This is a genomic window from Collinsella sp. CLA-ER-H10 (genome assembly GCF_040092475.1).
Taxonomy (GTDB): Bacteria; Actinomycetota; Coriobacteriia; order Coriobacteriales; family Coriobacteriaceae; genus Collinsella.
Window position 1 is genome coordinate 91,415 of record NZ_JBBNLM010000002.1, and the last position, 26,476, is coordinate 117,890.

The following is a 26,476-nucleotide window of genomic DNA, read 5'->3' on the forward strand; positions in this document are numbered from 1 at the left end:
CTTTCTCGTACAAGAGAGGCAAGGCTCCCCTTACAAGCACTTGCCCGCGGCCCGCGTCGGCCGCAACCAACGTGTGCGGCCACCAGGGCGAGGTCGCGTAATATATGTGTCTCGTGTCTAACCGCGTCGAGGCCCCTGCCCGTCCACGGTGACCCAAAGCTGTTTAGCTTCGGACAATCCCCATCTTGCCACGGAGGGCGCCCTCTTTCAAGGGCGCCCTCCGTAAACGTGATTGAATTGTAGGCTAAAGGCCAAGCGGAGCGACTAGCGCTCGCGAGCAACGATGAGCTGGTCCATCTCCTCGACATGCTCGCCAACGGAGCCCTTGATGCTCGAGAACTCAACAGAGTTGCACACCAAGATGGGAACCGTCACATCGTAACCCTCGGCAGCAATTGCCTCGCGATCGAACTCGATGAGCACGTCGCCCTTATGGACGACATCACCCACCTGTGCATGCACGCTAAAATGCTTGCCCTCAAGCTGGACAGTGTCCAAACCAACATGGATGAGCACGTCTAGACCATCAACCGTGTTGAGCGCAACGGCGTGACCCGTGGGAAAAATGGCCTCGACCTTGGCGTCTGCCGGCGCAATCACACGCGTGCCGGTAGGCTGAATCGCCACGCCCTGGCCCAAAAGGCCGGTAGCAAACGTCTGGTCTTTGACCTCGGACAACGGAATGACGTCGCCCGAGATGGGAGCATCCAGCGTAAGGACTCGACCACGCATACCAAAAGACCTCAGGACTTTAGTGAACATGCTCCCCCTCGGACATACCAATCAATCAAAATAACTTTAACAGTTTACCACTTGGCACCCGTTTTTGACCATTAGGGAAGTTCGCGCTTGACAACCTCGACGATGTCGTCAACCACACGCTGGGTCAACTCGTGCGTCTCGGCCTCGGCCATCACACGGACCAGCGGCTCGGTGCCACTCGGACGTACCAGAATGCGGCCGCGACCGTTGAGCTCCTTCTCGGCGGCAGCGACGGCGTCCCAAATGGGCTGACAATCGTCCAGGCCGGCCTTATTGTCGGAATGTACGTTGACAAGTACCTGCGGGTACTTCTTCATGATGCCGGCAAGGTCGGTGAGGGTGCGGCCGGTGCGCTTGAGCACGGCCAGAAGCTGCAGGGCCGTCACCAAGCCGTCGCCGGTGGTGTTGTGCTCCAGGAAGATGATGTGGCCGGACTGCTCGCCGCCGATGACGGCACCGTCCTCGAGCATACGCTCGAGAACATAGCGGTCGCCCACGGCGGTCTGGACCATCTCGAAGCCCTGCTCCTTCATGGCGATGGAGAAGCCTAGGTTGCACATAACGGTCGAGACGATCTCGGAGTTGGCGAGCTTGCCGCGAGCGGCCAAGTCGGAGCCGCAGATGGCCAGGATGTAGTCGCCATCGATTTCGTTGCCCTCGCTGTCCACGAACAGCACGCGATCGGCGTCGCCATCGTGAGCCAGACCGATGTCGGCGTGGGTGCGCAGCACGAGCTCACGCAGGGGCTCAAGATGAGTGGAGCCGCACTCGACGTTAATGTCGGTGCCGCAGTAGTCGGTGTTGATGGCATGGACCGTGGCGCCCAGGCGCTGCAGTGCGGCGGGCGTGGTCTGGCAAGAAGCGCCGTGGCCGCAGTCGACGGCAACAACCAGGCCGTCGAGCTTAAGGCCGTCGAGCGTGTTGATGGCATGATCGACATATGCCTTGCGGGCGTCCTTCATCTTGATGATGTGACCCACACCGGCGCCGGTCGGCAGCGTGTCGGCAGCCATGGCCTCCTCGGACATGACCCAGGCGCTGATCTCTTCCTCGACAGCATCGGGAAGCTTCATGCCCTTGCGGCTAAAGAACTTGATGCCGTTGAACTCCGGCGGATTGTGCGAAGCAGAGATGACGATGCCGCCGTCGAGCTCGTTTTGGACGGTGAGCAGCGCCACGGCCGGCGTAGGGATAACGCCGCAGCAGTGCGGTCGGCCGCCCTCGGCCATAATGCCGGCGGTCAGAGCACTCTCGAGCATGGTGCCCGAAAGACGCGTGTCACGGCCGATGCAAATGTCCGGACCAAGGAACTTGGTCGCCGCACGGCCAAGACGAAACGCGAGGTCGCACGAGAGGTCGGCGTTGGCGACGCCGCGGACGCCATCGGTACCGAAGATGTTCTGGGGCATAGGATCGCTCCTTCCCAAGTGGGCAAAACGCAGTCGCCCACCCTAGTCGAAAAAGAAAAGCGGGACCCGCCGAGCAATCGGCAGGCCCCGCTTGTACATTGTATCTCGTAAGGAGATAAAACCTTAGCGCTTGGAGAACTGGGGAGCGCGGCGAGCCTTCTTGAGGCCGTACTTCTTGCGCTCGACCACGCGAGCATCGCGCGTAAGGAAACCGGCCTTCTTGAGGTCAGCACGGTAGTCGCCAGCGTTCAGAAGAGCGCGAGCGATGCCCAGGCGCAGAGCGCCGGACTGACCGGAGATGCCGCCGCCATCGCACAGAGCGATAACGTCGAACTGACCGGCGGTGTCGGTCACCTTGAAGGGAGCAAGGGCGTTCTCAACGAGCTGATGACGGCCGAAATACTGCTCGGCGTCACGCTTGTTGATGGTCACCTTGCCGGTGCCGGGGACGAGACGGACGCGGGCGACGGCGTTCTTACGACGGCCGGTACCCTGGTAGACAACGGTGTTCTCAGCCATCTTTAAGCCTCCAGCTCAATCTTCGTGGGGTTCTGGGCAGCGTGCGGATGCTCGGCACCAGCGTAGACCTTAAGCTTGGTCATCTGGGCACGGCCGAGGGTGGTCTTGGGCAGCATGCCGCGAACGGCGCGCTCGATGACCTTCTCCGGGTGCTTCTCCATAGCCTGGCGGAAGCTCTCAGCCTTGAGACCGCCGTTGTAGCCGCTGTGGCGATAATAGGTCTTCGTGTCGGCCTTGTTACCGGTAAGCTGGACCTTATCGGCGTTGATGACGACAACGAAGTCGCCGCAGTCGCTGTTGGGCGTGAACTGGGGCTTGTTCTTACCGCGCAGAATCATTGCGATCTGGGTGGCAAGACGGCCCAGGACAGCACCATCGGCGTCGACGAGAACCCAGTTGCGCTGGACCTCGCCCTGCTTGGCGTAGTGAGTCGATTTCGAAATCACTTAGACTCCTCCATGTACAGTACGTGTTGTTACAGAGATTCACGGGGCTCTGCAAGTAACCCGTCCATATTACCCCGCTCGCCGCCCGAGTCAACAGGTATTTTGGTTCTGACCAGACTTTCTGCACATGTCGTCCATGGGTCATGACGTCGCGACACTAGCGCTCGACAAATGCCTCGATATCTCCCAGCAAGCGCTTTGCCTCCTGGCGGCCCTGAATATACAGGTCGAGGAGCTTTGCTGGATCGTGCTCAACGTGGCCGACCTCGACCGGCTTTTGCGGAGCAACGACCAGTGCGCGGCCCTCGCGTTCATACTTCCACAGATGCATGCGCTGGATGTTATAGCGGTCGTGGCGCGTCTCGATAGCCTCGAGCAGGTAGGGGTAGTCGGCATAGCGGGCGCGCGCGGCGGGCATAAACTCGTAGGGCTTTTTCTCGTACGAGCGGTCCTGCGTGACAATGACAACCGCGCGATCGAAGCCCGCCTCCTCCAGCACGTGCTCGATGGGAACCGAATCGGCTACGCCACCGTCGACGTATTTGTGCCCGTCAATCTCGACCGGCGGCGTCACCAGCGGCAGCGACGTCGAGGCGCGCACGGCATCGAGGTCGAGCACGGCGCTTTTGACCGGCAGGTACGCGGCAGTTCCAAAGAGCATGTCCGTCGCGACGGCGTACATCTCGATGGGGCTCGCATCAAACGTCACGTTGTCAAAGGGATCCAGGCGGTCCTGGACATCATTGAAGATAAAGTCGTAGCCCACAATAGAACCCGTGGACGCAAACGATGCGGCACCCATGAAGCGGTTGTCGTTGCAGAAAGCCAGGTTGATGCGGTTGGCACGGCCGATCTGGTGCGACTTGTAGTTCACGCCGTTGAGGGCGCCGGCCGATACGCCATATACCGCCGGAATCTCGACGCCGGCCTCCATGAGGACGTCGAGCACGCCTGCGGTAAACTGCCCGCGAAAACTACCGCCCTCCAAAACGAGCGCGACCTTGCCGGCGTTCTTTGCCTTATCTTCTGCAGTCATGTTGACCTCCTGCTGTTTCGTTTTGGCCTTCTTCTACCCAGTTTTACGGAGGAGAGCGCACGGGTTTTGGAGATGAGGAAGAAGGGGCGGTCGGCGGGAAAGCGCATCCCACCCTGCGTTGCTGCGGCGTTTTCTTTACGCTCGCGCCCTGCGCAGAGTTCGATTCTCCGCGGTACGGGGGATCCGTTGATGCGGGGTTTGGCCAGCTGAAATTCAATAAACATCGCATCCGTTTTGAATCGAGGCTTTGCGCGGAGAATCCGCGTATTTGCTTCGCAAATCCGCACCGGCTTCGGCCGCCTGTCGGCGTCCTCGCCCGCTCGCTACAAACGCTTCGCGTTTGCTTAACGCTCGCGCCCTGCATAGAGTTCGATTCTCCGCGGTATCTGTAAGTAATAAAAAAGCAGGTAGGTGCGTTTACCTACCTGCTTGTAACTATTGGTGGAGGCGCGGAGAATCGAACTCCGGTCCACGAAAGCCCCCTGATTGGCATCTCCAAGCTCAGTCGCTGGTTTTGTCTCGGACGCTTTGCGCGCAGCGACACGCTCGCGGCGTCCTAACCGGTTCGGTCTTAGCCTGCGCCATACCGATTACGTGCGCAGGAGCATTCCCCTAAAATGACGTCGCGCCGGCGTCGGGGAAATCACCGGGTTGACGCGCCGCTATAAACTAAGCAGCGAGAGCCATAGGCTCAAAAGAAGAGTTGTTGTCAATTCAATTTGACGGTACCCCTGTTTAACGAGGCGAGGAGACCTCGGCTTGCTTCCTCTCTCAGAGCTATCGTGTCGAAACCAGTCGCCCCCGAATGTTGGGAAAGTCTGGATGGTATCGGACCTGCAAACACCCGATAACCGTCGACTTTTCAAGGAACACGCGGGGTGAACCCCGCTCGTGGATAGCTATCTTACCACGTTCTAAAGGCAGACAGCTGCTCTATGCACGAGCTGTGAAGACCCTAATGTGCACCATACTTCGCACTTTTGCCACCGAACGCGTCACGTATATTTTCGCCAAGCAAAATTGACCCGTCGAAAGGACCGTTATGGATACCAAGCAGCAACTCGTCAATGCCCTCGTGGGCCTGGGCTCAACCATTACCGAAGCTATGGATGTCATCGAGGGCTTTGTCCCCTGCGGACATCCCGCCCTCACGGTATCGAACGCACTCGTCGCGCTGGACGCTGACGATGATGCAGCTCTCGCCCAGCAGCTTGAGACCGTCGAGGGCTTTATCGACCACGTGAGTGAGAACCGCGGCGTGTCCGCCTACCACGGCATCGAGGTCGAGCTCGCGGGTCCCAAAGCCGATCTGCTCACAGCAATCCGCGAGGTAGGCGCCCTTATGCAGACCGCAGGCGTCAAGAACACCCAGGTCAACGAGTGGGTCTACCGCAGTCTGGCAGCACTCGATAGCTCCGACGAAAAGGCAGCCGAGCAGCTCGCAGAAAGTCCCGCCATTAAGGCCGAGCTTTTGTAAATAGCAGATGCGGGTCCCTTGGCGCATCGTCGTCCAAGAGGCCTGCAAACAGTTCGCGTCAACTGATAGCCGCGCCGCCGCGTTCGGCCAAAGTAAGAATCGGCATCATTTGACGAGGTGTCTTTGCTGCAAGATCGGCATGTTCGAGCAGTTTGCGATCGTTAGTTACCAAGTAATCAACCTGGGCGCGTTTGCATGCGGCGAGTACCAAGTTGTCCTCGTAATCGCGATGGAGCGCTAAGTATTTGTCGGCTAGCCACAGATCGGATGCGTCTGCGCCCACGGCGGTGGCGTTTTCGGTCATATTCCGAACAAACGCCAGTGCCGCATCGCCAATTGCGCGGGCAGAAGCCTCGTCGAGTGCTCCCCCGCTGGCAAGAACGCTACGCTTCAGCTCGTGTTGGACAACGTGCAGTACGTCCTTAGCGATATGCACCGGAAAGAACAGTAACGACCCCGTCTCCGTCGCCTGCCCAATAAACGCACGCGCGGCAAGCGATTCGGCATGGTCGACGCAAAACGAATCAACCCATACGTTGGCGTCCACCATGATCTTGAGAGGCGCCCCACTCACTGGATCATCCCCTTTTGGCGATAATGCTCATCCATGGCTTCGGAATAGATTGTTTCCCAACCGCGATTGTCGGATACGGGCGACGTAGCGATGCCCAGGTCCGCGTAAAGCTGATCCACCGCCGCCCATGATGCGGCGAACGGAGTATCGGGCGCGACGGTCTGCTGCCGGTCGTCGACGGCCGCAAGCACTTCCTCGCACTGCCCGCCACCCTGCGCGACCTTGGCCACCACCTTTTTGATGAGCTCGGGCAGTGACCCGCCCGAAAGCCGCAGCGCTTCCTCGGCACGGTTCTTGACCTGGCGATCCACGCGAACGTTCACCTGCGCCATGCCGTCAACAGCACCCACGTCGATCCCGCTCCCTTCAAATGCTAGCACCGCTAGCAACACTATATAGAGAAGCTAGCAAATGGTCAAATGCAAAAGGCCTGCGTCCGGACGACACCGATGCCGTCTGGGCGCAGGCCAGATAACGTGGGCGAACACGTCCGCTAGCGCAGGTAAGCCTTTGCGTTGCCCAGGCTGTAGGCGATCGTTGAGCCGTTGTGCAGCAGCGACGACGCCTGCGGAGTAATCATGCCGGTAATACCCAATGCCAACAGCGCCGAGTTGGTGAGCATCACCTTGGAATACGAACTCGTCAGACGGTCGATAAGCCCCTGACTCATGCGGCGCAGGCGCACGATCGCGGCGAGATCCGTATCGGTCAGGATGATATCGGCGACCTCCTTGGCGATGTCGCTTCCGCCGCCCATTGCCAGCCCCACGTCGGCCAAACCGAGCGCCGGCGAATCGTTGACGCCGTCGCCCACCATGGCAACGTGGCGCCCCTCGCTCTTAATGCGCTCCACATAAGCGTACTTGTCCTCGGGCAGCAGCTCGGCCTTAAACTCGTCGACACCTGCCTCGCGAGCAATGCGCTCGGCCGTGCGTTCCGAGTCGCCCGTGAGCATGACCACGTGCTTAACGCCCAACGCGTGCAGGTCGGCGATGGCCTCGCGGACCCCGGACTTGAGCGGGTCCTCGATACCGAGCACGCCGACGACCTTGCCGTCGACCGCCAGGTACAGAGGCGACAGGCCCTGCATCTGGGACTCGATTTGCTCCTTAATGTCGGACTCGAGCTGCGCGCTCTCATCCTCAAATACAAAGTGCGCGGAACCGATGATGGCGCGACGCCCTTCAATGGACGAAGCGATGCCGTGCGCCACGATGTACTCGACGGCGGCATGGCGCTCGCGGTGCTCGAGCCCGCGCTCGCGCGCCGCATTGACCACGGCGCGCGCCACCGGATGCGGAAAATGCTCCTCCAAGCAGGCGGAAAGGCGCAGGATCTCGTCCTCGCTCCAACCATCGGTGGTGAGTACGCAGGCAAGACGCGGCTGGGCCTCGGTGAGCGTGCCAGTCTTATCAAACACAATGGTGTCGGCCTTGGCAAACGACTCAAAGTACTTGGCGCCCTTGACCATGACGCCCATCTTGGCGGCGTCGCTCATGGCGGTCATGACGGCAACGGAACCCGTGAGTTTGAGTGCGCACGAGTAGTCAACCATCAGCGCCGCCGAGGTCTTAATGAGGCTGCGGGTGGTAAGCGCAACCAGGCCCGCGAGCAGGAAGTTCCACGGGACGATCTTGTTGGCAAGGTCCTCCATATGCGACTGGCCCTCGGACTTGAGCGAGTCGGCCGTCTGCACGAGCGAGACGATCGAGCGAAGCTTGGTCTGCGCCGTGTTGGCGCGCACGCGCACCAAGATGCTGCCGTCTTCCACGACGGTGCCGGCGAATACATCGTCCCCTGCGCTGCGCTCGACGGCAAGCGGCTCGCCGGTCAGGGTCGCCTGGTTGACCATGGCGCTCCCCTGTTCGACCACACCGTCAATGCAGATGGACATGCCGGTGCGTACGGCGACCAGATCGCCGGGCTCGAGCTCGGTCGCAGCAACGCTCACCTCAGTGTCGCCGACGACCTTTTGCGCCTTGTCGGGCACATCGAGCAGCGAGTTGATGAGCTCGTTTTCGCTCATGGCGCGGGTGTAGTCCTCGAGCAGCTCGCCCACGTTGAGCAGGAACATCGTCTGGCCCGCAGTGTCGACATCACGCTTGACGAACGAAATGCCGATGGCCGAAGCGTCGAGCACAGGAACGGTCAGGCGCGGCTGTGCCAGCTCATGAAGGGCAGCGCGCAAAAATGCCATGTAACCGGCCACGACAAACACCGCACGCAGAGGCGTCGGCAAGAACCAGCGACGTGCGTAATGGGCGCCGACGAGTGTCGCCAGGTCCATAACGAGTTTGTGCTTGCGCGGCTCGAGTTGCATCACATAGCCCGACTTGGCATCGGCGATAGCTTGAGCATCGAGTGCGCCCAGGGCGTCGAGCACGCTCGTACGGCGCGGCTCGTCGTACTCCAGCGCCATCTGGCCAATACGGCCATAAACGCGCACCTTGTGCACGCCGTCGATATCGCCGCTGAGCTTAAGAAGTGCGTCGAGATCGCTCTCTGGCACAGGACCCGCCAATTGAAGACGGGTCCTGCCAGGGATCTCGCTAATAATCGAGAATCTCATAGTTTGTGCCTGGGAGCGTTACTCGGCTGCCTCGTCAGCAGCGGCCTCGCTCTGGGTGATGTAAGCAGCCTCGGCAACCATGTCGTCGACATTAGCCTTGGCCTGCTCGACCATGTCCTGGTAGCCGTTCTTGATGCGCATGCCGCACGCGATACCCTGCACGCAGGCATTCTTTACCGGAGCGCTGGTAAGCAGCTTGATGCCGGCCGTACCAAGCAGAAAACCGCCACCAACAAGCAGGGTGTTAAACGTCGACTTCTTCATGTTGCTTCTCCCTTTTGCCGCACAAGCGCGGCATGGTGCCTTAGCACCCGAGTTCATTAGTTTGCTCGAGCACGCTTTTGAAAATAGTTTAGTATAACTATTTGGTCAACAATGGCTAACTTTTTGGAAACTATGGGGATGAACTCAATGTGACAAAGGGATTGTCCCTTTGTCACATTCCTATAGCCGCCAGGCAGCCGCTTCCTTTTGCAGCGCAACCATGCGGGCGAATTCTCCACCTGCCGCCTTGAGCTGTGCCGGAGTGCCCTGCTCGGCAACCACACCATCCTTGAGCACAACGATTTTGTCGGCATTTTCCACCGTACGCATACGGTGGGCAATAACGATAACCGTCTTGCCTGCAAGCAGACGGGAGAGCGCCTGTTGCACCACGGTCTCGTTCTCCACATCCAAGCTCGCCGTCGCCTCGTCCAACAGCACGATAGGCGCATCTTTGAGCAGCGCACGGGCGATAGAGATGCGCTGGCGCTCGCCGCCGGACAGCTTGGAGCCGTTCTCGCCAATCATGGTGTCGTAGCCCTGCGGCATGCGGTTCACGAACTCGTCGCAGTTGGCGGCACGCGCGGCCGCAAGCACTTCCTCATCGGTGGCATCACGACGCCCGAGGCGGATATTTCCCATCACCGTGTCGTCAAAGAGCAGCACGTCTTGGAACACAATGGCGTAATCACGCAGCAGCACCTCGGGATCCACGCTCGCAACATCCACGCCACCCACGGTGACCGTGCCTTCGGTGGCATCCCAAAAGCGCGCGGCCAGGCGGCACACCGTAGACTTACCGGAACCCGAAGGACCGACCAGTGCCGTGACCTCGCCTTCCTTGGCGGTAAAGCTCACATCGGTAAGAACTTTCTCGCCGGCGCGTCCGTCCTCGCCCGCACCATAGCCAAATGCCACGTGATCGAACACCACATCGTGGCCCACGGGCTCAAATTTCTCGCTGCCCCACGCCACAGGCTCTTCCATGATGGAACGCATGCGCTTGGCAGACGACTCGGCGGCAAACAGCTCGGACATTAACATTAACGCCTGGTCAAAGGGCGCATAGATACGGCTCACCATAAGCAGGAAGGCAAACATCACCAAAAAGTCGACCTGCCCGGAGGCGACCACCGCGGCGCCCGTAACCAGCGTGGTGGCAATGCCCAGACGCAGGATGACAAAGGCAGAGTTGACCAAAAGCCCGTTAGCGAGCTCGCCCTTGGTGGTCTCGCGCTCCTCGGCATCGATCACAGCGTTGAGTCCCTCAAGATAATGGGCCTCCTGGTTGGTGGCACGGATCTCGCGAACGCAGTCGAGCGTCTCTTGAATTGCCTCGGTAACCTTGACCTTCTCGGCACGCACGCGATCGAACACCGGGGTCATGGGGCCGCGTGTTAGATACAGCACGGCAAAGGCCACGGGAACGCTCCAAAACGCCGCGATCGCCAGCTGCCAGCAAAAGAACAACGACGCCACGAACACAATGGCGCTTGCGATGATGGCGCCCCAAAGCTCTCCCAGCACGTGGCTGTAGGCGTGCTCCATAGCCTGGACGTCGCCCATGATGGTCTCGGTTAAATCGGCCAGATCACGACGACCAAAAAACGACAGCGGCAGTTTGCGCAAGCGCTCGGCGATCTCCATACGCTGCTTGCCGCACTCCTCGTAAAAGATGCAGTAGGTGTAGTAATACTGCTGCCAGTTAGAGGCAAAGAGCATCACGAAAAAGACCAGGAGGCCGCCCACGATCGGCAGGGCATCCGGCAGGTCAGCCCCGCTGGCGAGATGCTCGACAAAGCTGGCCATAACCAGGAATAGAAAGCCCATGCCGGCCATGGTAATGAGATTGGTGAGCGTGGTCCAGAAAATGCCGCGTTTTACGCCGGCGACGCCTTTATCGGATAGGAAATACTTCTTTTGGAATGAGGCGAACATTTAGGCCTCGCCTCCCTTCGCGACGGCGGTATCCGCGGTCGTAGCAGTAATCTTCCAACTCGCGGCCTGTTCGTATTCGGCCCACATCTTGGCATACAGACCCTCTTGGGACAGCAACTCGGCATGGGTACCCGACTCCTGCACGCTGCCCTGGTTGAGCACCACGATTTGGTCTGCGCCCACTACAGTCGAGAGTCGGTGCGCAATCATAATGACTGTGCGACCAGCCGCCAGCTTGCTAAAGGCGCGCTGGATGAGCGTCTCGTTCTCGGGATCGGCAAACGCCGTGGCCTCATCGAGCACCACGATAGGCGCGTCTTTAAGGATCGCGCGGGCGAGTGCCACGCGCTGGACCTCGCCGCCCGAAAGATATGCTCCGCCGGCACCGAGCATGGTATTGATGCCCTGTGGGAGCTTGGCCACAATGTCGTCGCACTGAGCTGCGGAGAGGGCCGCACGCACTTCGTCGTCAGTGGCCGTAGGCTTGGAGGCGCGCACGTTATCGGCAAGTGTTTGCCGGAACAGCTGGTTGGTCTGGAACACGAAGGCGACCTGGTCCATAAGCTCGTGCGAATCCATATCGCGAACGTCCACACCGCCTACGAGCACTCGACCCGAGGAAACATCCCAAAAACGCGGGATCAGGCTTGCGCAGGTTGACTTACCGCCACCAGAGGGACCCACCAGGGCGAGGGTGCTACCAGCGGAAACGCTGAAACTTACATGGCTAACGGCAGGTGCTTCGGCACCTTCGTACGTAAAGCTCACGTCCTCAAATCGCACGTCGCCGCCGGCAGGGTGCTTGGGTTGTGCGGGCACGGAAAGCTGCTTGGAATCCATGACGCTTCGAATACGAGCCAACGAATCGGCACTCATCTGAGAGGCCTCGCCCACAAACATGAGCTTGGTCATGGCCGTCGGTACCACGGCCGAAAATATCGCGTAAAACGTGAAGTTGGTCATAAAATGCGCGAAGTCCGTCTCGCCTGGCGCCAACAGCAACGCCACGGGCAACAGGAATGCCACAAGACCATTGAGCGCGGTAAGGTTGAGTACCTGCGGACCTCGGCAGAACGTGCCCGCATAGTTTTGCGCCATGTCGGCGTATTCGGCGATTGCATCGTGGAAGGCCTTAAAGGAGTAGACCGTCTGCTGAAACACCTTGACCACGGGGATGCCGCGTACGTATTCGGTGCCGGTCTTGTTCATCTTGACCAGCGCTCCCATGTAGGCCTTCATGAACTCGGCGCCTTCGCCGCTCATCATGGTGGCCATGGCGCCAAACGAAACGACGACCGAGATAAGGCATGCCGCGCCCAAGCGCCAATCGAGGGCGAAAAGCAGCACGAGCAAGCCCACGACCATGGCGGCGGCGCCGGCGATATCGGGCAGCATGTGCGCGAGCAGGGTCTCGGTGGAGGCGGCGCATCCGTCTACAATACGGCGCAGCTCACCGGTGGCGTGCGTGTCAAAGTAGCCGAGCGGCAGCTTAAGCAGGTGCTCGCTCGTAGTCTTGCGGATATTGGACGCGCAGCGAAACGCGGACAGATGCGTGCACATGAGCCCCACAAAATAAGCTACGATGCTTGCCAGCGCAAACCCCACGGCCCACCAGCCATACGTCGCGATGTCGCAGGCTTCGCTCCAGTTAGGTGCCACGGCGATCAGATCGCGCGCGACAAGCCAAATGCACACGTACGGGCCAAAGCTCAGCAGCTGCGAGAGCGCCGAGAGCGCCATGCCCAAATACGTTAAGAATTTGCGGTCACCGGCATATGCAAGCAGCTCGCCGATACCGCCACCTTCCCTTTTTGATCCCTTTGCCATGAGATTCCTTTCTAACGGCTTGAGAGTTAACCGTATTCAACTTATCATTGATATGTTAGCCAAGGCACACAATCGAGCCAGGCGTGGACGTTTCTGCAAAGGAAAGGGACGCTTTTGAAAATGCATCGGGCCGCGACCAACATAACCGAGCTCTACGCACCGCAATTTGAGCAGTTTGGCCTGGAGCTTACCGGCAAGGGCGCCGTCTTTACCGGCGAGGTGGCAAACGACCGGGCGCACGGCCGCGCATGGATCATGCCTCTCTCCCCTGCCTGCATCGTCATGGAGCATTTCATCACCCCGACGCACGATATGTACCTGGCCGAATACACACCCGAGCCATACGCCTGTGTGAGCGAGGTCAGCGCGCCCACACTTACATGCATGCCCGAGGCCGGCATAACGCCCGCGAACCTTAAACCATTGCATGGACCGTGGCCAAACAATACCGTTTGCAGCTTTATCCAAGATAGCTGTGGCGAGGAATTAAGCCCGCTGTTTGCGGGGGAGCTTTATCACTCGCGCTCGGTGCTCTTTTTGCCTGGATATTTTGACGAACTGGAACACCGCTATCCCACCGAGTTCGCGGGAATCTTTGAGGCGTTTGCCGAGCCATGGCACGAGGAAGCGGCGTCTGCCATCTGCTGCACGCTGCGCCGGATTAACGAGGACCGCGCCCGCACCGTAGGCGGACACGTCTATATGCAAGGCATCGTGGAGACCATGGTCGCGGAGCTCGCCTGTTCGCGCGCGGCCCACAAGCAGGCGCGGCAGGCGACAGACACACGCGTCAGCATAACCATTGCCGAAGAAGCAACGGCAATGATTGAGCGCGCGCTCGACACAGGCAGACGTGTGGGTATCAACGAGGTGGCCGAGAGGCTCTACACAAGCCGCTCCAAACTATGCGCCACCTTTAAGGCCCAAACTGGCGAGTCCCTGGGCGCCTACATTCGCAGACGTCGTATGGAGCGAGCACAGGACCTTTTGGCCGATAGCGCGCTCACGATAGCGCAGGTGGCAGAGCGTCTAGGCTACCCTCAGCAGGCCGCCTTCGCCCAAGCCTTCAAGCAACACACCGGCACCACCCCCACCGCTTGGCGTTCCCAGCATATATAAAGAATGAGGGCGCCATCGGCGCCCTCATTCACTCTATTCCATTCAGCCCTACCTGACCCGAACGGCCGAGTCGTTGCAGAACCCGGGAGCCCCGGCAGGGCGGGTGCTTGCTCAAAATGAGTTCCGCACGCAAAGAAGGCCACTTAATGTGGCCTTCGTCTTGCGCAGGACTGTTCGAAATTTTGAGCAAGCACCCGCCCTGCCGGGGCTCCCGGGTTCCCGCTTACGAGAGCGACGTTCTCAGCAACTCGTTGAAGAGCTTCGGATTGCCCTTGCCGCGGCTCGCCTTCATGCACTGGCCCACCAAAAAGCCGATGACCTTTTGGTTGCCGTCACGATACTGCTGCGCCTGATCGGCACAGTTAGCCAGCACCTCGTCCACAATCGGCTGCAGCGCGCCGGCATCGCTCACCTGGCGCATGCCGCGCTCGTCGACGATCTTGTTGGGATCGTCACCGGTCTGGGCCATGGCCTCAAAGACCTCGTGTGCCTGATTGGAGCTAATGGCATCGGTCGCCAGCAACTTGGCAAGAGCTGCCACCTGAGCCGGTGCAATACCGGACTCTGTCAGCGACACGCCCGCGCCCTTAAGGTAGGCGATCATCTCGTTCACCAGCAAGTTTGCGACCGTCTGGGCCTCCTTGCCAGCCATACCGGCAGCGGCGGCCTCAAAGAACTCGGCAAACTCCGGGTCGCCAGCAATCTGCTCGGCGTCAGCCGCCTTAATACCAAAGTCGGCCTCAAATCGAGCGCGCTTGGCATCGGGCAGCTCGGGAATTTCGCCACGGCAGCGGTCGATAAACTCATCATCCAGATCAAACGGCGCCAAATCGGGGTCGGGGAACAGACGATAGTCGTCGGCCGTCTCCTTGACACGCATGACCACGGTGCGCTTGCGGCTGGGCTCCCAGTGGCGGGTCTCCTGGTAGATAATGCCGCCCTCCTCGAGCACCTCGGCCTGGCGGCAGATCTCGTAGGCAAGGCCGTCATGCAGGCTCTTAAACGAGTTGAGGTTCTTGAGCTCGGTCTTGGTGCCCAGCTTGGTCTCGCCGCGGCGACGGAGCGACACGTTGCCGTCGCAGCGCATGGAACCCTTCTCCATGGAGCAGTCCGAAATGCCCAGCGTCACAAAGATGCGACGGAGCTTCTCCATAAACAGGCGCGCTTCCTCGGGCGTCCGCAAGTCGGGCTCAGTCACGAGCTCAATCAAAGGCGTGCCGCAGCGGTTGTAGTCGACGAGCGACTCGGCCGCGGCGGTAATGCGACCCTCGGCACCGCCCACGTGCACCATCTTGGCAGCGTCCTCCTCCATGTGGATGCGCAGGATGCGGATGGGCACCGTGTAGGAACCATCCTCGCGACGCTCGGGCATCTGCAGGTTGGACGCGTCGTAGCTGGCCAGGTGGCCGGCGCGCTGGTTGCCCTCGCGCATGGTCGACGTCATGGACGTGGACAGGCCCTCGGCGTTGGCCGAGGCGCTCGCCAGGCTCTGGGCCTCAGCCTCGCCAAACGCGCAGTCGGGGCGCTCGGCGGCACCGCGACCGGTCACGTCCAGGTCCAGGTGACCGTACATGGCAAAAGCGACCGGACCCTGCGTGGTCTGGAAGTTCTTGGCCATGTCGGGATAGAAGTAGTGCTTGCGGTAGAACATCGAGTGGCGCTGGATCTCGCAGTTGGTGGCGAGACCGGCCTTGACGATGCTCTCGATTGCCTTCTTGTTGGGCACCGGCAGGGCGCCGGGCAGGCCCAGGCACACCGGGCACACGTTGGCGTTGGGCTCGTCATCGTGGCTGAGCTTGCAGTTGCAGAACATCTTGGTATCGAGTGCGGTGAGCTCGGTATGGATCTCCAGGCCGATCACGGCCTCCCAATCCTGCAGGACCTCGGAAAGCTCCTTCATTACAGCTCGCCTCCCTTCCCGGCAAAATCGGGCGCGACGGAAAGCGCGGGCGCACCCGTGGCGGCATCGGCAAAGCCGCGCTCCAGGGCGCGGGCAAACGTGAGCAGCTGACGGTCCTTAAAGGCCGGACCCACCAGCTGGGCAGAAACGGGCAACTGAGTATCCTCGCCCAGGCCCAGCGGCACCGAGATACCACCGTTGCCGCAAATGTTGAGCGAGATGGTGTACAGGTCGGAGAGGTACATCTGCGTGGGGTCGCTGATCTCGCCAAACTTAAAGGCCGTGCGCGGCGAGGCGGGCATGAGGATGGTGTCCACCTTGGCATACGCGGCGTCGTAGTCCTGCGTGATGAGCGTGCGGGCCTTTTGCGCAGCGTAGTAGTACTTGTCGTACACACCCGAGCTCAGCAGGTAGGCGCCGAGCATCTGACGACGCTTGGCCTCGGCGCCAAAGCCGTGGGCGCGCGACAGCGAGCTCTGGTCGGACAGGTTGGCGCAGCCCTCCTCCTGGTAGCCGTAGCGAATGCCGTCGAAGCGCGCCAGGTTGGAGAACGCCTCGGCCGGACCGATGACGTAGTAGGCGGCGATAGCGGCGTCTAGGTGCGGCAGGTCGACCTCGACCAGCTCGGCACCCTGGTTCTGCAGCTCCTGGGCGGCGCGCTGGACAGCAGTCTTGACCTCGGGCGTCAGGCCCTCGGCCTCCATAAACGCAGGGATAATGCCCACGCGCTTGCCCTCGATGCTGTCGTTGAGATGCTCAGTATAGTCGACGGCGCAATCCTGGCTGGTGCAGTCGTATGGATCGTGGCCCGCACCGGTGAGCGCGTTCATGGCCAGCGCGACATCCTCGACCGTGCGGCCGAAGGGGCCAACCTGGTCGAGCGACGAGCCAAAGGCAACCACGCCGTAACGGCTCACGGCACCGTACGTGGGCTTAAAGCCCACCACGCCGCACAGCGACGCCGGCTGGCGGATGGAGCCGCCGGTGTCCGAGCCCAGCGAGAGCGCGACCTCGCCCGCGGCGACGGCGGCAGCGGAACCGCCCGAGGAGCCGCCGGGCACGCGCTCGGTATCCCAGGGATTGTTGGTGCGGTGGAACGCTGAGCTCTCGGTGGAGCTGCCAAAGGCAAACTCGTCCATGTTAGCCTTGCCCATGGGCAGGCAGCCGGCATCGAGCATGCGCTGGACGCAGGTGGCGGTGTAGACGCTCTGGTAGTCCTCGAGCATGCGGGAAGCACAGGTGGTGCGCGTGCCCACGAGGTTCATGTTGTCCTTGATGGCCAGCGGCACGCCCGCGAGCGGGGGCAGCGGCTTGCCTGCGGCACGGTCGGCATCCACGCGCGCAGCGGCCTCGAGCGCGAGCTCGGGCGCCACCTGCAGGAATGCCTGGACCCCGCCCTCGCGCGCCTCGATGGCGGCAAGGGAGGCCTGGGCCACCTCGGTAGCGGTAAAGTCGCCGGCGGCAACGCCCGCGGCGATCTGGGCGGCGGTAAGGGAATCGAAGCTCTGCGCCATTACTCGCTCTCCCCCTCTCCCAAAATGGACGGCACGCGGAAGTAGCGGTCGCGCGCGCTGCCGGCGTTTTCGAGCGCGACGTCGAGCGGCAGGTCGCGCTCGGGCTCGCGCAGGTCATCACCCATCACGTTGGACAGGCTTCCGATGGGATGGAACGTGGGCTCCACGTCGGGCAAGTCATATTGCAAGACGGGCTCGAGCATCTGGACGGCGTCGTTCAGGTAGGACGTCATCTGGGTGAGCTCGTCATCGGTCAGTGCGATCTTTGCGTACTCGGCGATGCCGCGCACGTCTTTCTCGCTGAGTGCCATAGGCGCTCCCTTCCGCATAACAGTTAAACCGCTCTAGTATACAAGGCAACGCCGGCTTGGAGCAGGCGCTTTACCCAAATGCAGCGAAAACGTAACGAGGGCGGCGGTTGGTAAGCGGCGGGCTGGCGGTTCTGCAGCGAAACCGCACCGTCCATAGCGAAAACCGTCTCACCCGCAACGAAAAGCATCACAACATTCGATGTTTTTCGTCGAAATCGCGATTTTCATCGAATGTTGTGATGGTTTGGAAGCCCCCGACCACCACAAAGATGCCTGTCCCCATTGTGGTGGTTCTGGACGATGTCTTATGCCGAGGCCTTGGCCTTGCGGCGCTTACGGACCGCGTGGATCACGATGTCCAGCATCAACAGCACAATGGCCACGACCACGATAAGCACGGCAAACTCGCGCTTGCCCCAGTGGCGGCCGGTCAGCGACTTTTGCTTGTCGACGTCCTTCTTGCTGTACTTGGTGCGCGCGCAATGCACCAGCAGACGATGGTCGTTCACGCCGTAGGGCGTGCAGGTGACGAGCGTCACTTTGTCGGCGCCGGGCTCGATGGTCAGCGACTCCATCTCCTCGGGCAGCACCACCTCGGAGTCCACCATCTTGTAGGCGAGCGTCTTATTCATGGTGTGCAGCAGCACCAGGTCGCCGGGCTCCAGCGAGTGGATGTCGTCGAACATGCTCAGGTTGCGCATACCCGAGTGCGCGGTGAGCACGCAATGCGTCGAGGTGCCGCCCACCGGCAGGCTCGTGCCCTCCAGGTGGCCGACGCCCGCCATAAGGACCTCCTCGCTCGTGCCGTGGTAAATGGGCATGCTCACCTCGATGGAGGGGATCTCGACCCAGCTCATCATGGGGTCGCGGTCAAAGATGAGCTGCTGAGCGTAGGGCTCGATCTGGTCGGTGGGAAGCTCGGTGGCCTCGCCCGCCAGCTGCTCGTTAAAGGAGCGCGCCTGCAGCAGGATGCGCTCGCGCTCCTCGGCAGATAGCGCGTCCACGGTACTGGACACGGTGCTAATCTGGTTGAACACGCCCGAGGCTTCGAGCCGGTCCAAGATCCACGGCCAGGTCATAAGGCCCACGCCAATAAGGATGATGACGATGGTGATGAGCCGGTCGGCCCAGCGCGGCAGTCGCTTGCGGCGGCGCTTGGGCTTTGGTTGAGGTTTGGGCTGAGGGCTTGAGCCACCGTTGGCCGCGGCGTTATTGCTCTTCATATGTTTGGCGCCCTGCACCATCGCCAGTCACTCCTCTACAACTCAAGTTGTCTAAACAAATAATAGCCGATTAGCGAGCTTCCACGCCGGACAACGCAGCCTAGCAGCATTGCGCAGTGCGAGTATGGGCCCGCATTTGAGTTTTCAAAATGTCCCGAATCGGCTGAGCGATTCGGGATACAATGTCAATAGAAAACGACGCACCCCGCGTAAGTGTACGAGAGCGCGGGCGGCCTAGTTTTCAGCTTTTGTTAAATGCCCGGGATCCGACCCCCGGGCATTCTTATTTGCGCTTTCGACGCAAATGCCGTCCACCGTCCGCACCGCGCGTGCGCCTACGGACCTTAAACCGAACTTCATACGAGTCAAGAAACGCGATGACGAACGTGCCCACCGTCGCGAGGGCGGCGAGCGCGTTAAGGAATTTCAGCATTTGGGGACCTCCGATCGAGTCGTCGGCCGCCCGCGCACGGGATGCGTCGCAAGGATATTTTACTGCGAGCGTATGCACCCGCAGCTGGTAAACGCAATAATCGCAAACATCTGTTCGATATTCATACGCTTGATCCATCGGGCAATGGAGTCTGGTTGCGTTATCCCAAAAGAACGGGGCAAACTCCAGTGCGGAGTCTGCCCCGAAAAGAGAATGGCAAAGCAAGAACGTGGATGGACGAAAAAAGTGTCCGCAAGTCTCATGGCCATCACATCCCACCTGCCAAAGGGATGGGCGAGCGAGCGTTACTCCTGCTCGGACTCCTCGGCCTGCTTACGGCTGCGGATGAGGTGAGCCACGCCGATGCACAGCACCGCGCCACCAGCGATCCAAGTGAAGGTCACGCCGTTAAGACCGGTCAGCGGAAGGCCAGAGCCCTTCTTGTTCTTGACGGTGATGGAAGCTGCGGCACCGGTCACAGTACCTTTGTCCACCATGTCAGAGTCGTCGGTGACGGTAAGCGTCGTCAGCGTACCATCAATATCGTACTTCGGATCAACCGTGATGTTAAACGGAGCGATGGTGTTGTAGCTGGAGGGCGTAGTGGTCTCGGTAATCTGATACTTACCCGCATCGAGGCCCGGAATCTTGACCTCGCCATTGTCGTCGGTTATGAACTCGTAGGCATCTTTCTCCAAATTGGTAAGGCTGCCGTCCTGCTTGAGCCACTTGTCCACGGAAGCGGTATCCTCGTTTGCAACGACCTTGACCTTAAAACCGGCTTTGAGTTTCTTGCTGCTGTCGACGCTATCAACCTTGGTGACATCGAGACGGAAGACGTGGTCCGTCGCAACTTTACTCTCGGATTTACCACTGCCTTCAGCCATGGGGTTATTGGAGTACTCGAGATAGACTTCGTTTTTATTACCGGCAGCCTCATAGCTGGCCTTGCTATTGAGCTTGGCCTTGTAGAAGACAACAATCTTAGTGCCGGCATCGATATTGAGTGTGTCGTTATCATTAGCCGCGGTAGCCGACTTCAAACCCTTATTATTAAAAGTCACCGTCAGTACATTATTATTGTCCTCAGCAGGCTCAGCTACGGTGTAGCTATTCTTGTTAATCTTGGTATAGCTCTGACCATTCAACGCATAAACCTCGAGCGCGCCAGCATAGGTCAGACCCTCCGTAAGAGTGTCCGTAAACTTGTAACTATAGGAATCATAGGTAGCGTAGTTGTCTGCAATCGTGCCGGTAAGTTTATAGCTTATCTCCTGACCCACCTGGGAGTCAGCAAAGTTCTTCCACCCATCCTGGGCGGTGTAGCCACCCTCCTTCTCGGCGGAGTCGTTAAGGATCTTCTTGTTGATCGTCGGAATATTGGTCTTCTCTGCAACAGTCACGCCCTTACCACCAACAACAGCGAAAATCGGCGAAGTGCCAGTGTTCGCATTAGCCTCCTGGGTAGTGCTCAGCGAGCTTTCATCGGTCACAAAAAGATAGTAGCCATTGCTCGGGGCATTAAAAGACTCGCCCGCCTTGAATGAGGCGCCGGTCTGAGCAATGTTATTGTCGATGATAGCTTTAGCTATCTTGTTAAGGACGTGATCCCTGTCAAGACGCGTGCTGGCAGAAGTGTTCACATTATTTTTATCGCTCAACCAGTCGGCAATGTTCTGAGCGGAAGGATTTGGAGGAAGGCTCTCGCCATTCGTTGCGCCCTTGATAGCAGTGATGATTGCATTCTTCGCCGGCTCATTATTCTTAAGATTTGCGGCCCAGTCGACATTGGAAACGACTTTATCGGAGTTACCATCCTCATCCACGACATCAGCCTCGAAAATCTGGTAGGCCTTGTACGTCACATTGCCATTCTTATTGTTTTTATTGATAGTGACGCTGTTGGCCGGAGCCGTCGCGCCCTCAGCTGCAAACGCCATGGTCACCGGCGCCATAACCCCGCCGAAGCTCAACGCTGCTGTGAGGCCGGCGGTTACTGCCAGGCGTGCGATGTTCTTGTTCATGTGCATCTTCTTTCCTCTGCTTTCTACTTCGTAACTCATTCGATCGATCATCATCTGTCTGTGTCTTAGCATCTGCTTCGCTACGTCTCGCCCCGCTCTCTGTGGGGCTGCCAGCTACTCTTTATGGCTGCCACCTCCCCGCTTGACCAGGAGCGCGACCACGATGAGCGCGGCTCCGGCGACCGCAACGGCGGCCGCGGTGAACATTGCCATATCGCCAGTCGAGGGCATAAAGCCTCCGGTGGTAATGCTAGGGGGTGTGCCGGTAGGCGTGTTGATGAGCGACGCCTCCAAGCTGCCCGTCGACCCGTCCGCGCTGTCGGCGCGCAGGGGCGACTCGGCCGTGATGGTGAGCTTGGGCTTGGCGGCGGCCACCTGCTCGACGTCCAGACCCTCGGCCTTGACCGTCACGGAGCGCGTGCCCTCAAAGGCGGTGTAGCCCTTGGGCGCCTTGAGCTCGCGGACCTCCAGCTTGCCCGAGTCCACGCCCGAGACGGTCACGCGGCCGTCCTCGCCCGTGGTGACGGTGGCCTTGCCCTCCGCATCCCACGTGCCGTCGGCCGCCAGCGTACGGCCGCGGTCGTCGGCGAAGCTCAGGACCGCCCCGGCGAGCGGCTTGTCGCCGTCGCTGCCGCGCTTGGTGAGCGCGAGATCCCAGGTGTAGGCGCACGCATCGTCGCTCGGCGTGCGGGTAAAGCCGGCATCGCCGGACTGGTCGGCAAAGGGAGAACGCGGGTAGCGCAGGTAGACCTCGTTGGGGTTGCCCTTCGCGATGCCGTGGTTGCACGCGCTGTTGAGCGGCGCGTTGTACACGGCGACCACGCGGGCGCCCGCGGTAAAGGCTTCGGTCCCGCCGAGCGCGGCGATGAGGTCGCCGGTGCGCACGGTGAAGGTCTTGCCGTCGGCCGCTACCTTGGTGGCGCACTGGGCTGTGATGTCGGTCCAGCCCTGCGCGGGCTCGGTGCCGGCGCGGCCGTCCTTGCCGGCCGAGACGGCGTCGAAGCCGCCGTCCGCGCCCGCCGCCACGTACACGCGCATGCTCGCGGCGACCTTGGAGGGGTCGAGCCCCACGCTCATGGTGTCGACGAACCGCACCGTATAGGTGTCGTAGGCCGTGAGCCCCGACGGGACCGTGGCCGAGAGGCGCCAGTACAGGTCGTCGGCGACCGTGGCGTCGGCGGCCTTCTGCCATGCGGCGGTGCTGTCCTCCAGCACATGCTTTTTGACCTTGGGCGTCGCGGCCTTGGGCTTGACGGCGACGGCGCTGCCGCCCACCAGGGCCATGATCGGCGCGGTGCCGGCCTCGCCCTGGGCGATGGCGTCGTCGTCGGCGACGATGAGCCAGTAGCCGCAGGGCAGCTCGGCCGCCGTGCCCGCATTAAGGGCCACGGACTCGGCGTCAGAGCTCTGGAGGGAACGAGCGAGCTGTGCGCTCAGCGCGCTCGTAAGGTGGGAATCGGTGTTGAGCCACTCGGCAGCTTCCTGCGCGGTGGTCTGGGAATTGGGCATGCCGGCGCTGTGCAGCACGGGCAGAACGGCGTCGCGCGCGGCGTCGCTTGCCCAGGCGAGGTCGGTGGCGATCTTGGCGTCGTTGTCGCCGTCGACGACGTTGGCGCTAAAGATCTGGTAGGCGTCGTAGCTGCTCGCCACGGTGCCGCTCACCGTGATGGAACCGGTCGAGGTCGGCGCGGCCTGCGCGGATGCGGGGAACACAACCGCGCAGGTGCCGATCAGGAGGGCAAGCAGCGCAAACAAGATCGGGAAGGAGCAAACTTTCTTATTCACGACGCTCGCCTCCCTTCGCATTCGCCTTGCGACGAATGTGCATCCAGGCCGCAGCAGCGCAAAGCACCGCCGCGCCGGCAAGGTACGTCAGAGTGACGCCCGACATACCAGAAAGGGGCAAAGAGGTGGAGTAGGTGTTGGTGAAGGTGGAGACGGGAATGATGGTTGGGTCCGCACCGGCGGAGGTTTGAACCGCGACGCCCTGCCCGTTCTTGCCAAGGGTGTTGCCCATGTCGTCCTTCATCTGCGTAACGGTGGTAGAGGTGGTAAGACCGGTGTACTTGCCAGTGGTCTCATTCATGACGGCCTTCACCGTGACGGCAACCTGGTACTCGGCCTTGGAGTAGCGGAGCTTATCGATGGCACCGGTGGTAGGCGCGACCTCCTTCACCGTGTAGGTGTAGGTCTTGGCGTAATCTTTATTGGTGCCTGCTTCAGTGGACAGGTGCGACTTGTTGAACGTCATGGCGCCAAAGGTCGCCGTGATGTTGTTGAGCTTGGCGGCATCGGTCTCCCCTGCCTTTGGGGCAACAGAAATCTTGGGCGCTTCGGGCATGGGGGCTTTGGCTGCATAGTCACCCGTAGCCACAACGCTGAACTCGAACGGCACATAGTTGTCGTCAGCATCCTTCGGCCAATCCGTATTGCGAACGGATTTGGTCACCGGGATCTTCACGGACGTAGCACTGCACTTGTCGGAGATGTACGTAGTGCCACTATCGATGCTCAGCTGCTCGTTCTCTTTCCACGTAATGGAGCCGTTTGTGCTGTCCACCGTGAACTTGTAGGTGTTCTTGTTCAGTTCGTAGCCAAACGGAGCCTGGGTCTCAACAAGCGTGTACGTGCCCGGCAGCAGGCCCTCGAGCTTGAACTTGCCAGGCGCGGTGTCGGTGTCTACCCACGTGGTATCGCTCGAAGTCGACTGGTCGCTCACCTGATCTCTCACGGTCCAGGACTGGTTAACGGCCGCACCATCGGCGTCATTAGTCTTGGTGAGTTTCCACTCAGAACCAGCCAAAGGAGTGTGTTTTGTGTCGCCCTCCCCCACCTTGGTCCAAGACACCGTACCGGTGATGATCTTGGTGTTGGGAATGGCACCTGTGGGGTTATTCTCGAACGGAACATTTTTGCCGTTCTCATCCACGTAACCCTGAACGTAGTTCGGCTTCTCGCCAGTATTGTTCATAGTGGCATAGTAGATGGTGTCTGACTTCTGGTAGCCAGCCGGCGCCGTCTCCTCTTTGATGTAATACGTGAAGTAGTTGGTATCGTTGGAATTGCCGATGTTTGCCTTCTGGTTCAGATAGTTGAACTGAAGCTTGCCATCACCCGAAGCGTAATCATTTGCGCCACCGTCAGTCACCGTCACGATAGCGTCCTTGCCCGCGACAGCATTCTCGACAGAACCATAGATAGCCCACGAGGAACCAGGAAGCGACGTGTTGCCGTTCGCCGCATCGACCTTGCTCCACGCAACGGCGGAGCCGTCGGGCGTATACGACCCAGACCACGGGAAGTTGTGACGCTCCTGATCCATATCGATGACGGAAGCCGAGTTACCCTCACCAAATGCTGCGGCAACCTTCGGGCTGTTCATTGAGAAATCGACGCCCACATAAACGCGGCCGTTGGTAGTCACATGGTCGTCGAAACTTCCGTTGGGAACGAGAATCGATCCGATCATAGCCGCCGCAGGATCGTCGTCAGTCCACTTGGCACCGGTGGCTGTGCCGCCGTATCCCCAGTCCGCGCGGTTTTCTCCCGCGATGCCGCCTCGAATGGTAAGGCTTTGCGTATCGACAAAGTTCCACATGATGGACTGGGAAGCCGTCGCGTATGCCTCGCCCAGCTCCTTGCCGGAATATTGAGTTTCGTAACCACGCGAAATCTCGGTACCGTTCCACCAAAAGCGCCAGCCATTGTGAAACTCAATATTCGAAGGTCCGGTAACGTTCACAACAACCGAGGCGCCCTTGGGAATGCCCTCGAATGCGAAATCAACGCCACGATAATACTCGTTGTTGTATGTATTGCTCAGCTGAGAAGCATCGATGGTGAACACCTGCTGCATAGAGGTGTTGTCGCCCTTAAACGTGATAAGACGCTCGCTATTCTTGAATTTCTTACCATTGAGCGACGTATCGGCGCAGTCCGAATATATGGTCTTATACGACTCATCAAACACCAGGCCATAATTACAATCCGTCTTGTCGTACTTGTTGATTACGTAGTTGTTGTGATTGCTCGCGAAACCAACCTCGAGCGTGCCGGTATTTGCAAACGAGTTGAGCTGTTTCGATAGCTTCGAGAGGTACCCATCTTCACCGTTGTAGCTCGAATAATCGTTATTGTTGACATTAGTCAAATCAACAGTTTGATTGAACAGGTTGCTTTCCTGAGAGTTCTTGCCCTCGTACCAATTACCCTGCGTTGTCACCACGGATTGGCGTTCATTGTTATCGCGCCAGTATGTGATGGGGCCTGCGATCTGCGCAGTGTAGGCAAAGCCGGAAGGAGTCGCGCCCTCAGAAGATTTCTGCCGTCCGACCCAAGCGCCTTTCTTCCAAGCGCCAACGGTAGTCGTCTCCGGCGAGTCGCCGCTATAACCAACGCTCATCTTGGTGATCGCACTTTTAATTCCGGCCACCGCAAGCACGGTGCTGCCGGCGACAGGACGGAACTGGGAACCAAAACCAACGGTGCCAAAGCGGAAACCAGCACCAATTGATTGATAGGGCCAGCTCTCTTTGACTGGATTCATGGCAAGCTTGCCACGGACCAAGGTAAGGCCCTCCGCCTCAGCGGCATATGAGCCGGTGGGGGCGTTCTTCGCATCAAGATTACTAGTGTCGCTCGGCTTACCACCGATATACATGTCGCGGCCGACGTAGGTGGCCACGCCGGGATCGGGGGTGGAGACATCGATATTCGTACCGATACCGATAGACGTGGGAACATAAATTCCCTTCTCCACGGTGGCCGTCGCTCTCGCTGAAGCCGCATTCGCACTCTGAGCCTGCTCAGCACTATTTGAAGAGCCAGCCTCGCCGCCATTGGTCTCGTCGCTATTCTGGTTTTCGGCATCCTCGCTGGTGTTATCTACAGCAGCGGACTCACTTGAGGAACCCCCCCCATCACAGTTTCCTCGGTAGAATCTGTCTGGGCGTCGTTGGCAATGGCCTGCGAGATCGGAGGCATGACGAGCGACAGTACCAGGCTCAAAACGGAGGCTCCGCACAAAACGCCTGCCAGTACACGGCGCGTCGCTTTATTACTCTGCTTAAATTTGTCCGAATTCGCTTTCATCGATGTCTCCTCCCCAAGAGACCGCGATCTCGCTCTTTCC

21 protein-coding genes and 1 other RNA gene are annotated in these 26,476 nt (G+C 60.0%); 2 read left to right on the plus strand and 20 right to left on the minus strand.

Annotation, left to right across the window (positions count from 1 at the left end):
• Positions 1-264: 264 nt before the first annotated feature.
• The 6 genes from AAAX36_RS01885 to ssrA all read right to left on the minus strand — a co-directional run bounded on the left by AAAX36_RS01885 (position 265) and on the right by ssrA (position 4,975).
• Positions 265-762, minus strand: a complete 498-nt coding sequence (locus AAAX36_RS01885) for a PTS glucose transporter subunit IIA (RefSeq protein ID WP_117839977.1) — start codon at positions 760-762, stop codon at positions 265-267.
• Between the two features lie 71 nt (positions 763-833).
• Positions 834-2,171, minus strand: coding sequence for a phosphoglucosamine mutase (gene glmM / locus AAAX36_RS01890; protein WP_349073807.1), 1,338 nt, complete (start codon positions 2,169-2,171; stop codon positions 834-836).
• Between the two features lie 123 nt (positions 2,172-2,294).
• Positions 2,295-2,690 carry a 30S ribosomal protein S9 gene (gene rpsI, locus AAAX36_RS01895; RefSeq protein ID WP_022094634.1) on the minus strand — a complete coding sequence of 132 codons (396 nt, stop codon included), beginning with the start codon at positions 2,688-2,690 and terminating at the stop codon, positions 2,295-2,297.
• 2 nt (positions 2,691-2,692) lie between these two features.
• Positions 2,693-3,136, minus strand: coding sequence for a 50S ribosomal protein L13 (gene rplM / locus AAAX36_RS01900; protein WP_022094635.1), 444 nt, complete (start codon positions 3,134-3,136; stop codon positions 2,693-2,695).
• Positions 3,137-3,293: 157 nt separating this feature from the next.
• Positions 3,294-4,172, minus strand: coding sequence for a patatin family protein (locus tag AAAX36_RS01905; protein WP_118080924.1), 879 nt, complete (start codon positions 4,170-4,172; stop codon positions 3,294-3,296).
• 439 nt (positions 4,173-4,611) lie between these two features.
• Positions 4,612-4,975: a transfer-messenger RNA gene (ssrA, locus tag AAAX36_RS01910) on the minus strand.
• 239 nt (positions 4,976-5,214) lie between these two features.
• On the opposite strand from ssrA, the gene AAAX36_RS01915 reads away from it, so the two are divergent.
• A complete protein-coding gene (locus tag AAAX36_RS01915) occupies positions 5,215-5,649 on the plus strand; it encodes a hypothetical protein (RefSeq protein WP_329738591.1) in 435 nt (144 codons plus the stop codon).
• A gap of 58 nt (positions 5,650-5,707) precedes the next feature.
• Here AAAX36_RS01915 and AAAX36_RS01920 read toward each other — a convergent pair whose 3' ends face one another.
• From AAAX36_RS01920 to AAAX36_RS01945, 6 genes are all read right to left on the minus strand, one after another.
• Complete coding sequence (locus tag AAAX36_RS01920; RefSeq protein WP_349073808.1) at positions 5,708-6,223, minus strand: PIN domain-containing protein; 516 nt, start codon at positions 6,221-6,223, stop codon at positions 5,708-5,710.
• Entirely contained in the window at positions 6,220-6,573 is a 354-nt protein-coding gene (locus AAAX36_RS01925; RefSeq protein WP_349073809.1) for a hypothetical protein, read from the minus strand. The genes AAAX36_RS01920 and AAAX36_RS01925 overlap by 4 nt, the downstream gene beginning before the upstream one ends.
• Before the next feature lie 143 nt (positions 6,574-6,716).
• Positions 6,717-8,732 carry a heavy metal translocating P-type ATPase gene (locus AAAX36_RS01930; RefSeq protein WP_349073810.1) on the minus strand — a complete coding sequence of 672 codons (2,016 nt, stop codon included), beginning with the start codon at positions 8,730-8,732 and terminating at the stop codon, positions 6,717-6,719.
• Between the two features lie 78 nt (positions 8,733-8,810).
• Positions 8,811-9,056 (minus strand): DUF6110 family protein, encoded by a 246-nt coding sequence (locus AAAX36_RS01935; protein ID WP_055250999.1) that lies wholly within the window; start codon positions 9,054-9,056, stop codon positions 8,811-8,813.
• 180 nt (positions 9,057-9,236) lie between these two features.
• Positions 9,237-10,994, minus strand: a complete 1,758-nt coding sequence (locus AAAX36_RS01940; protein WP_349073811.1) for an ABC transporter ATP-binding protein — start codon at positions 10,992-10,994, stop codon at positions 9,237-9,239.
• Positions 10,995-12,821 carry an ABC transporter ATP-binding protein gene (locus AAAX36_RS01945; RefSeq protein WP_349073812.1) on the minus strand — a complete coding sequence of 609 codons (1,827 nt, stop codon included), beginning with the start codon at positions 12,819-12,821 and terminating at the stop codon, positions 10,995-10,997.
• A gap of 120 nt (positions 12,822-12,941) precedes the next feature.
• Between AAAX36_RS01945 and AAAX36_RS01950 the strand changes: the two genes are divergently transcribed.
• The gene (locus tag AAAX36_RS01950; protein WP_349073854.1) at positions 12,942-13,940 is read left to right on the plus strand and encodes a helix-turn-helix transcriptional regulator; all 999 of its coding nucleotides are present in this window, start codon (positions 12,942-12,944) and stop codon (positions 13,938-13,940) included.
• A 223-nt stretch (positions 13,941-14,163) separates the two neighbouring features.
• On the opposite strand, the gene gatB is transcribed toward AAAX36_RS01950, so the two are convergent.
• The 8 genes from gatB to AAAX36_RS01990 all read right to left on the minus strand — a co-directional run bounded on the left by gatB (position 14,164) and on the right by AAAX36_RS01990 (position 26,436).
• The gene (gene gatB / locus AAAX36_RS01955; RefSeq protein ID WP_349073813.1) at positions 14,164-15,840 is read right to left on the minus strand and encodes an Asp-tRNA(Asn)/Glu-tRNA(Gln) amidotransferase subunit GatB; all 1,677 of its coding nucleotides are present in this window, start codon (positions 15,838-15,840) and stop codon (positions 14,164-14,166) included.
• Complete coding sequence (gene gatA, locus AAAX36_RS01960; protein WP_349073814.1) at positions 15,840-17,354, minus strand: Asp-tRNA(Asn)/Glu-tRNA(Gln) amidotransferase subunit GatA; 1,515 nt, start codon at positions 17,352-17,354, stop codon at positions 15,840-15,842. The genes gatB and gatA overlap by 1 nt, the downstream gene beginning before the upstream one ends.
• Positions 17,354-17,665, minus strand: a complete 312-nt coding sequence (gene gatC, locus AAAX36_RS01965) for an Asp-tRNA(Asn)/Glu-tRNA(Gln) amidotransferase subunit GatC (RefSeq protein WP_055287082.1) — start codon at positions 17,663-17,665, stop codon at positions 17,354-17,356. The genes gatA and gatC overlap by 1 nt, the downstream gene beginning before the upstream one ends.
• 305 nt (positions 17,666-17,970) lie before the next feature.
• Positions 17,971-18,888, minus strand: coding sequence for a class C sortase (locus tag AAAX36_RS01970; RefSeq protein ID WP_349073815.1), 918 nt, complete (start codon positions 18,886-18,888; stop codon positions 17,971-17,973).
• Between the two features lie 738 nt (positions 18,889-19,626).
• Positions 19,627-21,345, minus strand: a complete 1,719-nt coding sequence (locus AAAX36_RS01975) for an isopeptide-forming domain-containing fimbrial protein (protein ID WP_349073816.1) — start codon at positions 21,343-21,345, stop codon at positions 19,627-19,629.
• Between the two features lie 114 nt (positions 21,346-21,459).
• The gene (locus tag AAAX36_RS01980; RefSeq protein WP_349073817.1) at positions 21,460-23,130 is read right to left on the minus strand and encodes an isopeptide-forming domain-containing fimbrial protein; all 1,671 of its coding nucleotides are present in this window, start codon (positions 23,128-23,130) and stop codon (positions 21,460-21,462) included.
• On the minus strand, positions 23,123-26,104 hold the full coding sequence (locus AAAX36_RS01985) for a SpaA isopeptide-forming pilin-related protein (protein ID WP_195625158.1): 2,982 nt from the start codon (positions 26,102-26,104) through the stop codon (positions 23,123-23,125). The genes AAAX36_RS01980 and AAAX36_RS01985 overlap by 8 nt, the downstream gene beginning before the upstream one ends.
• A 125-nt stretch (positions 26,105-26,229) precedes the next feature.
• Complete coding sequence (locus tag AAAX36_RS01990; protein ID WP_195625159.1) at positions 26,230-26,436, minus strand: hypothetical protein; 207 nt, start codon at positions 26,434-26,436, stop codon at positions 26,230-26,232.
• Positions 26,437-26,476 lie beyond the last annotated feature (40 nt).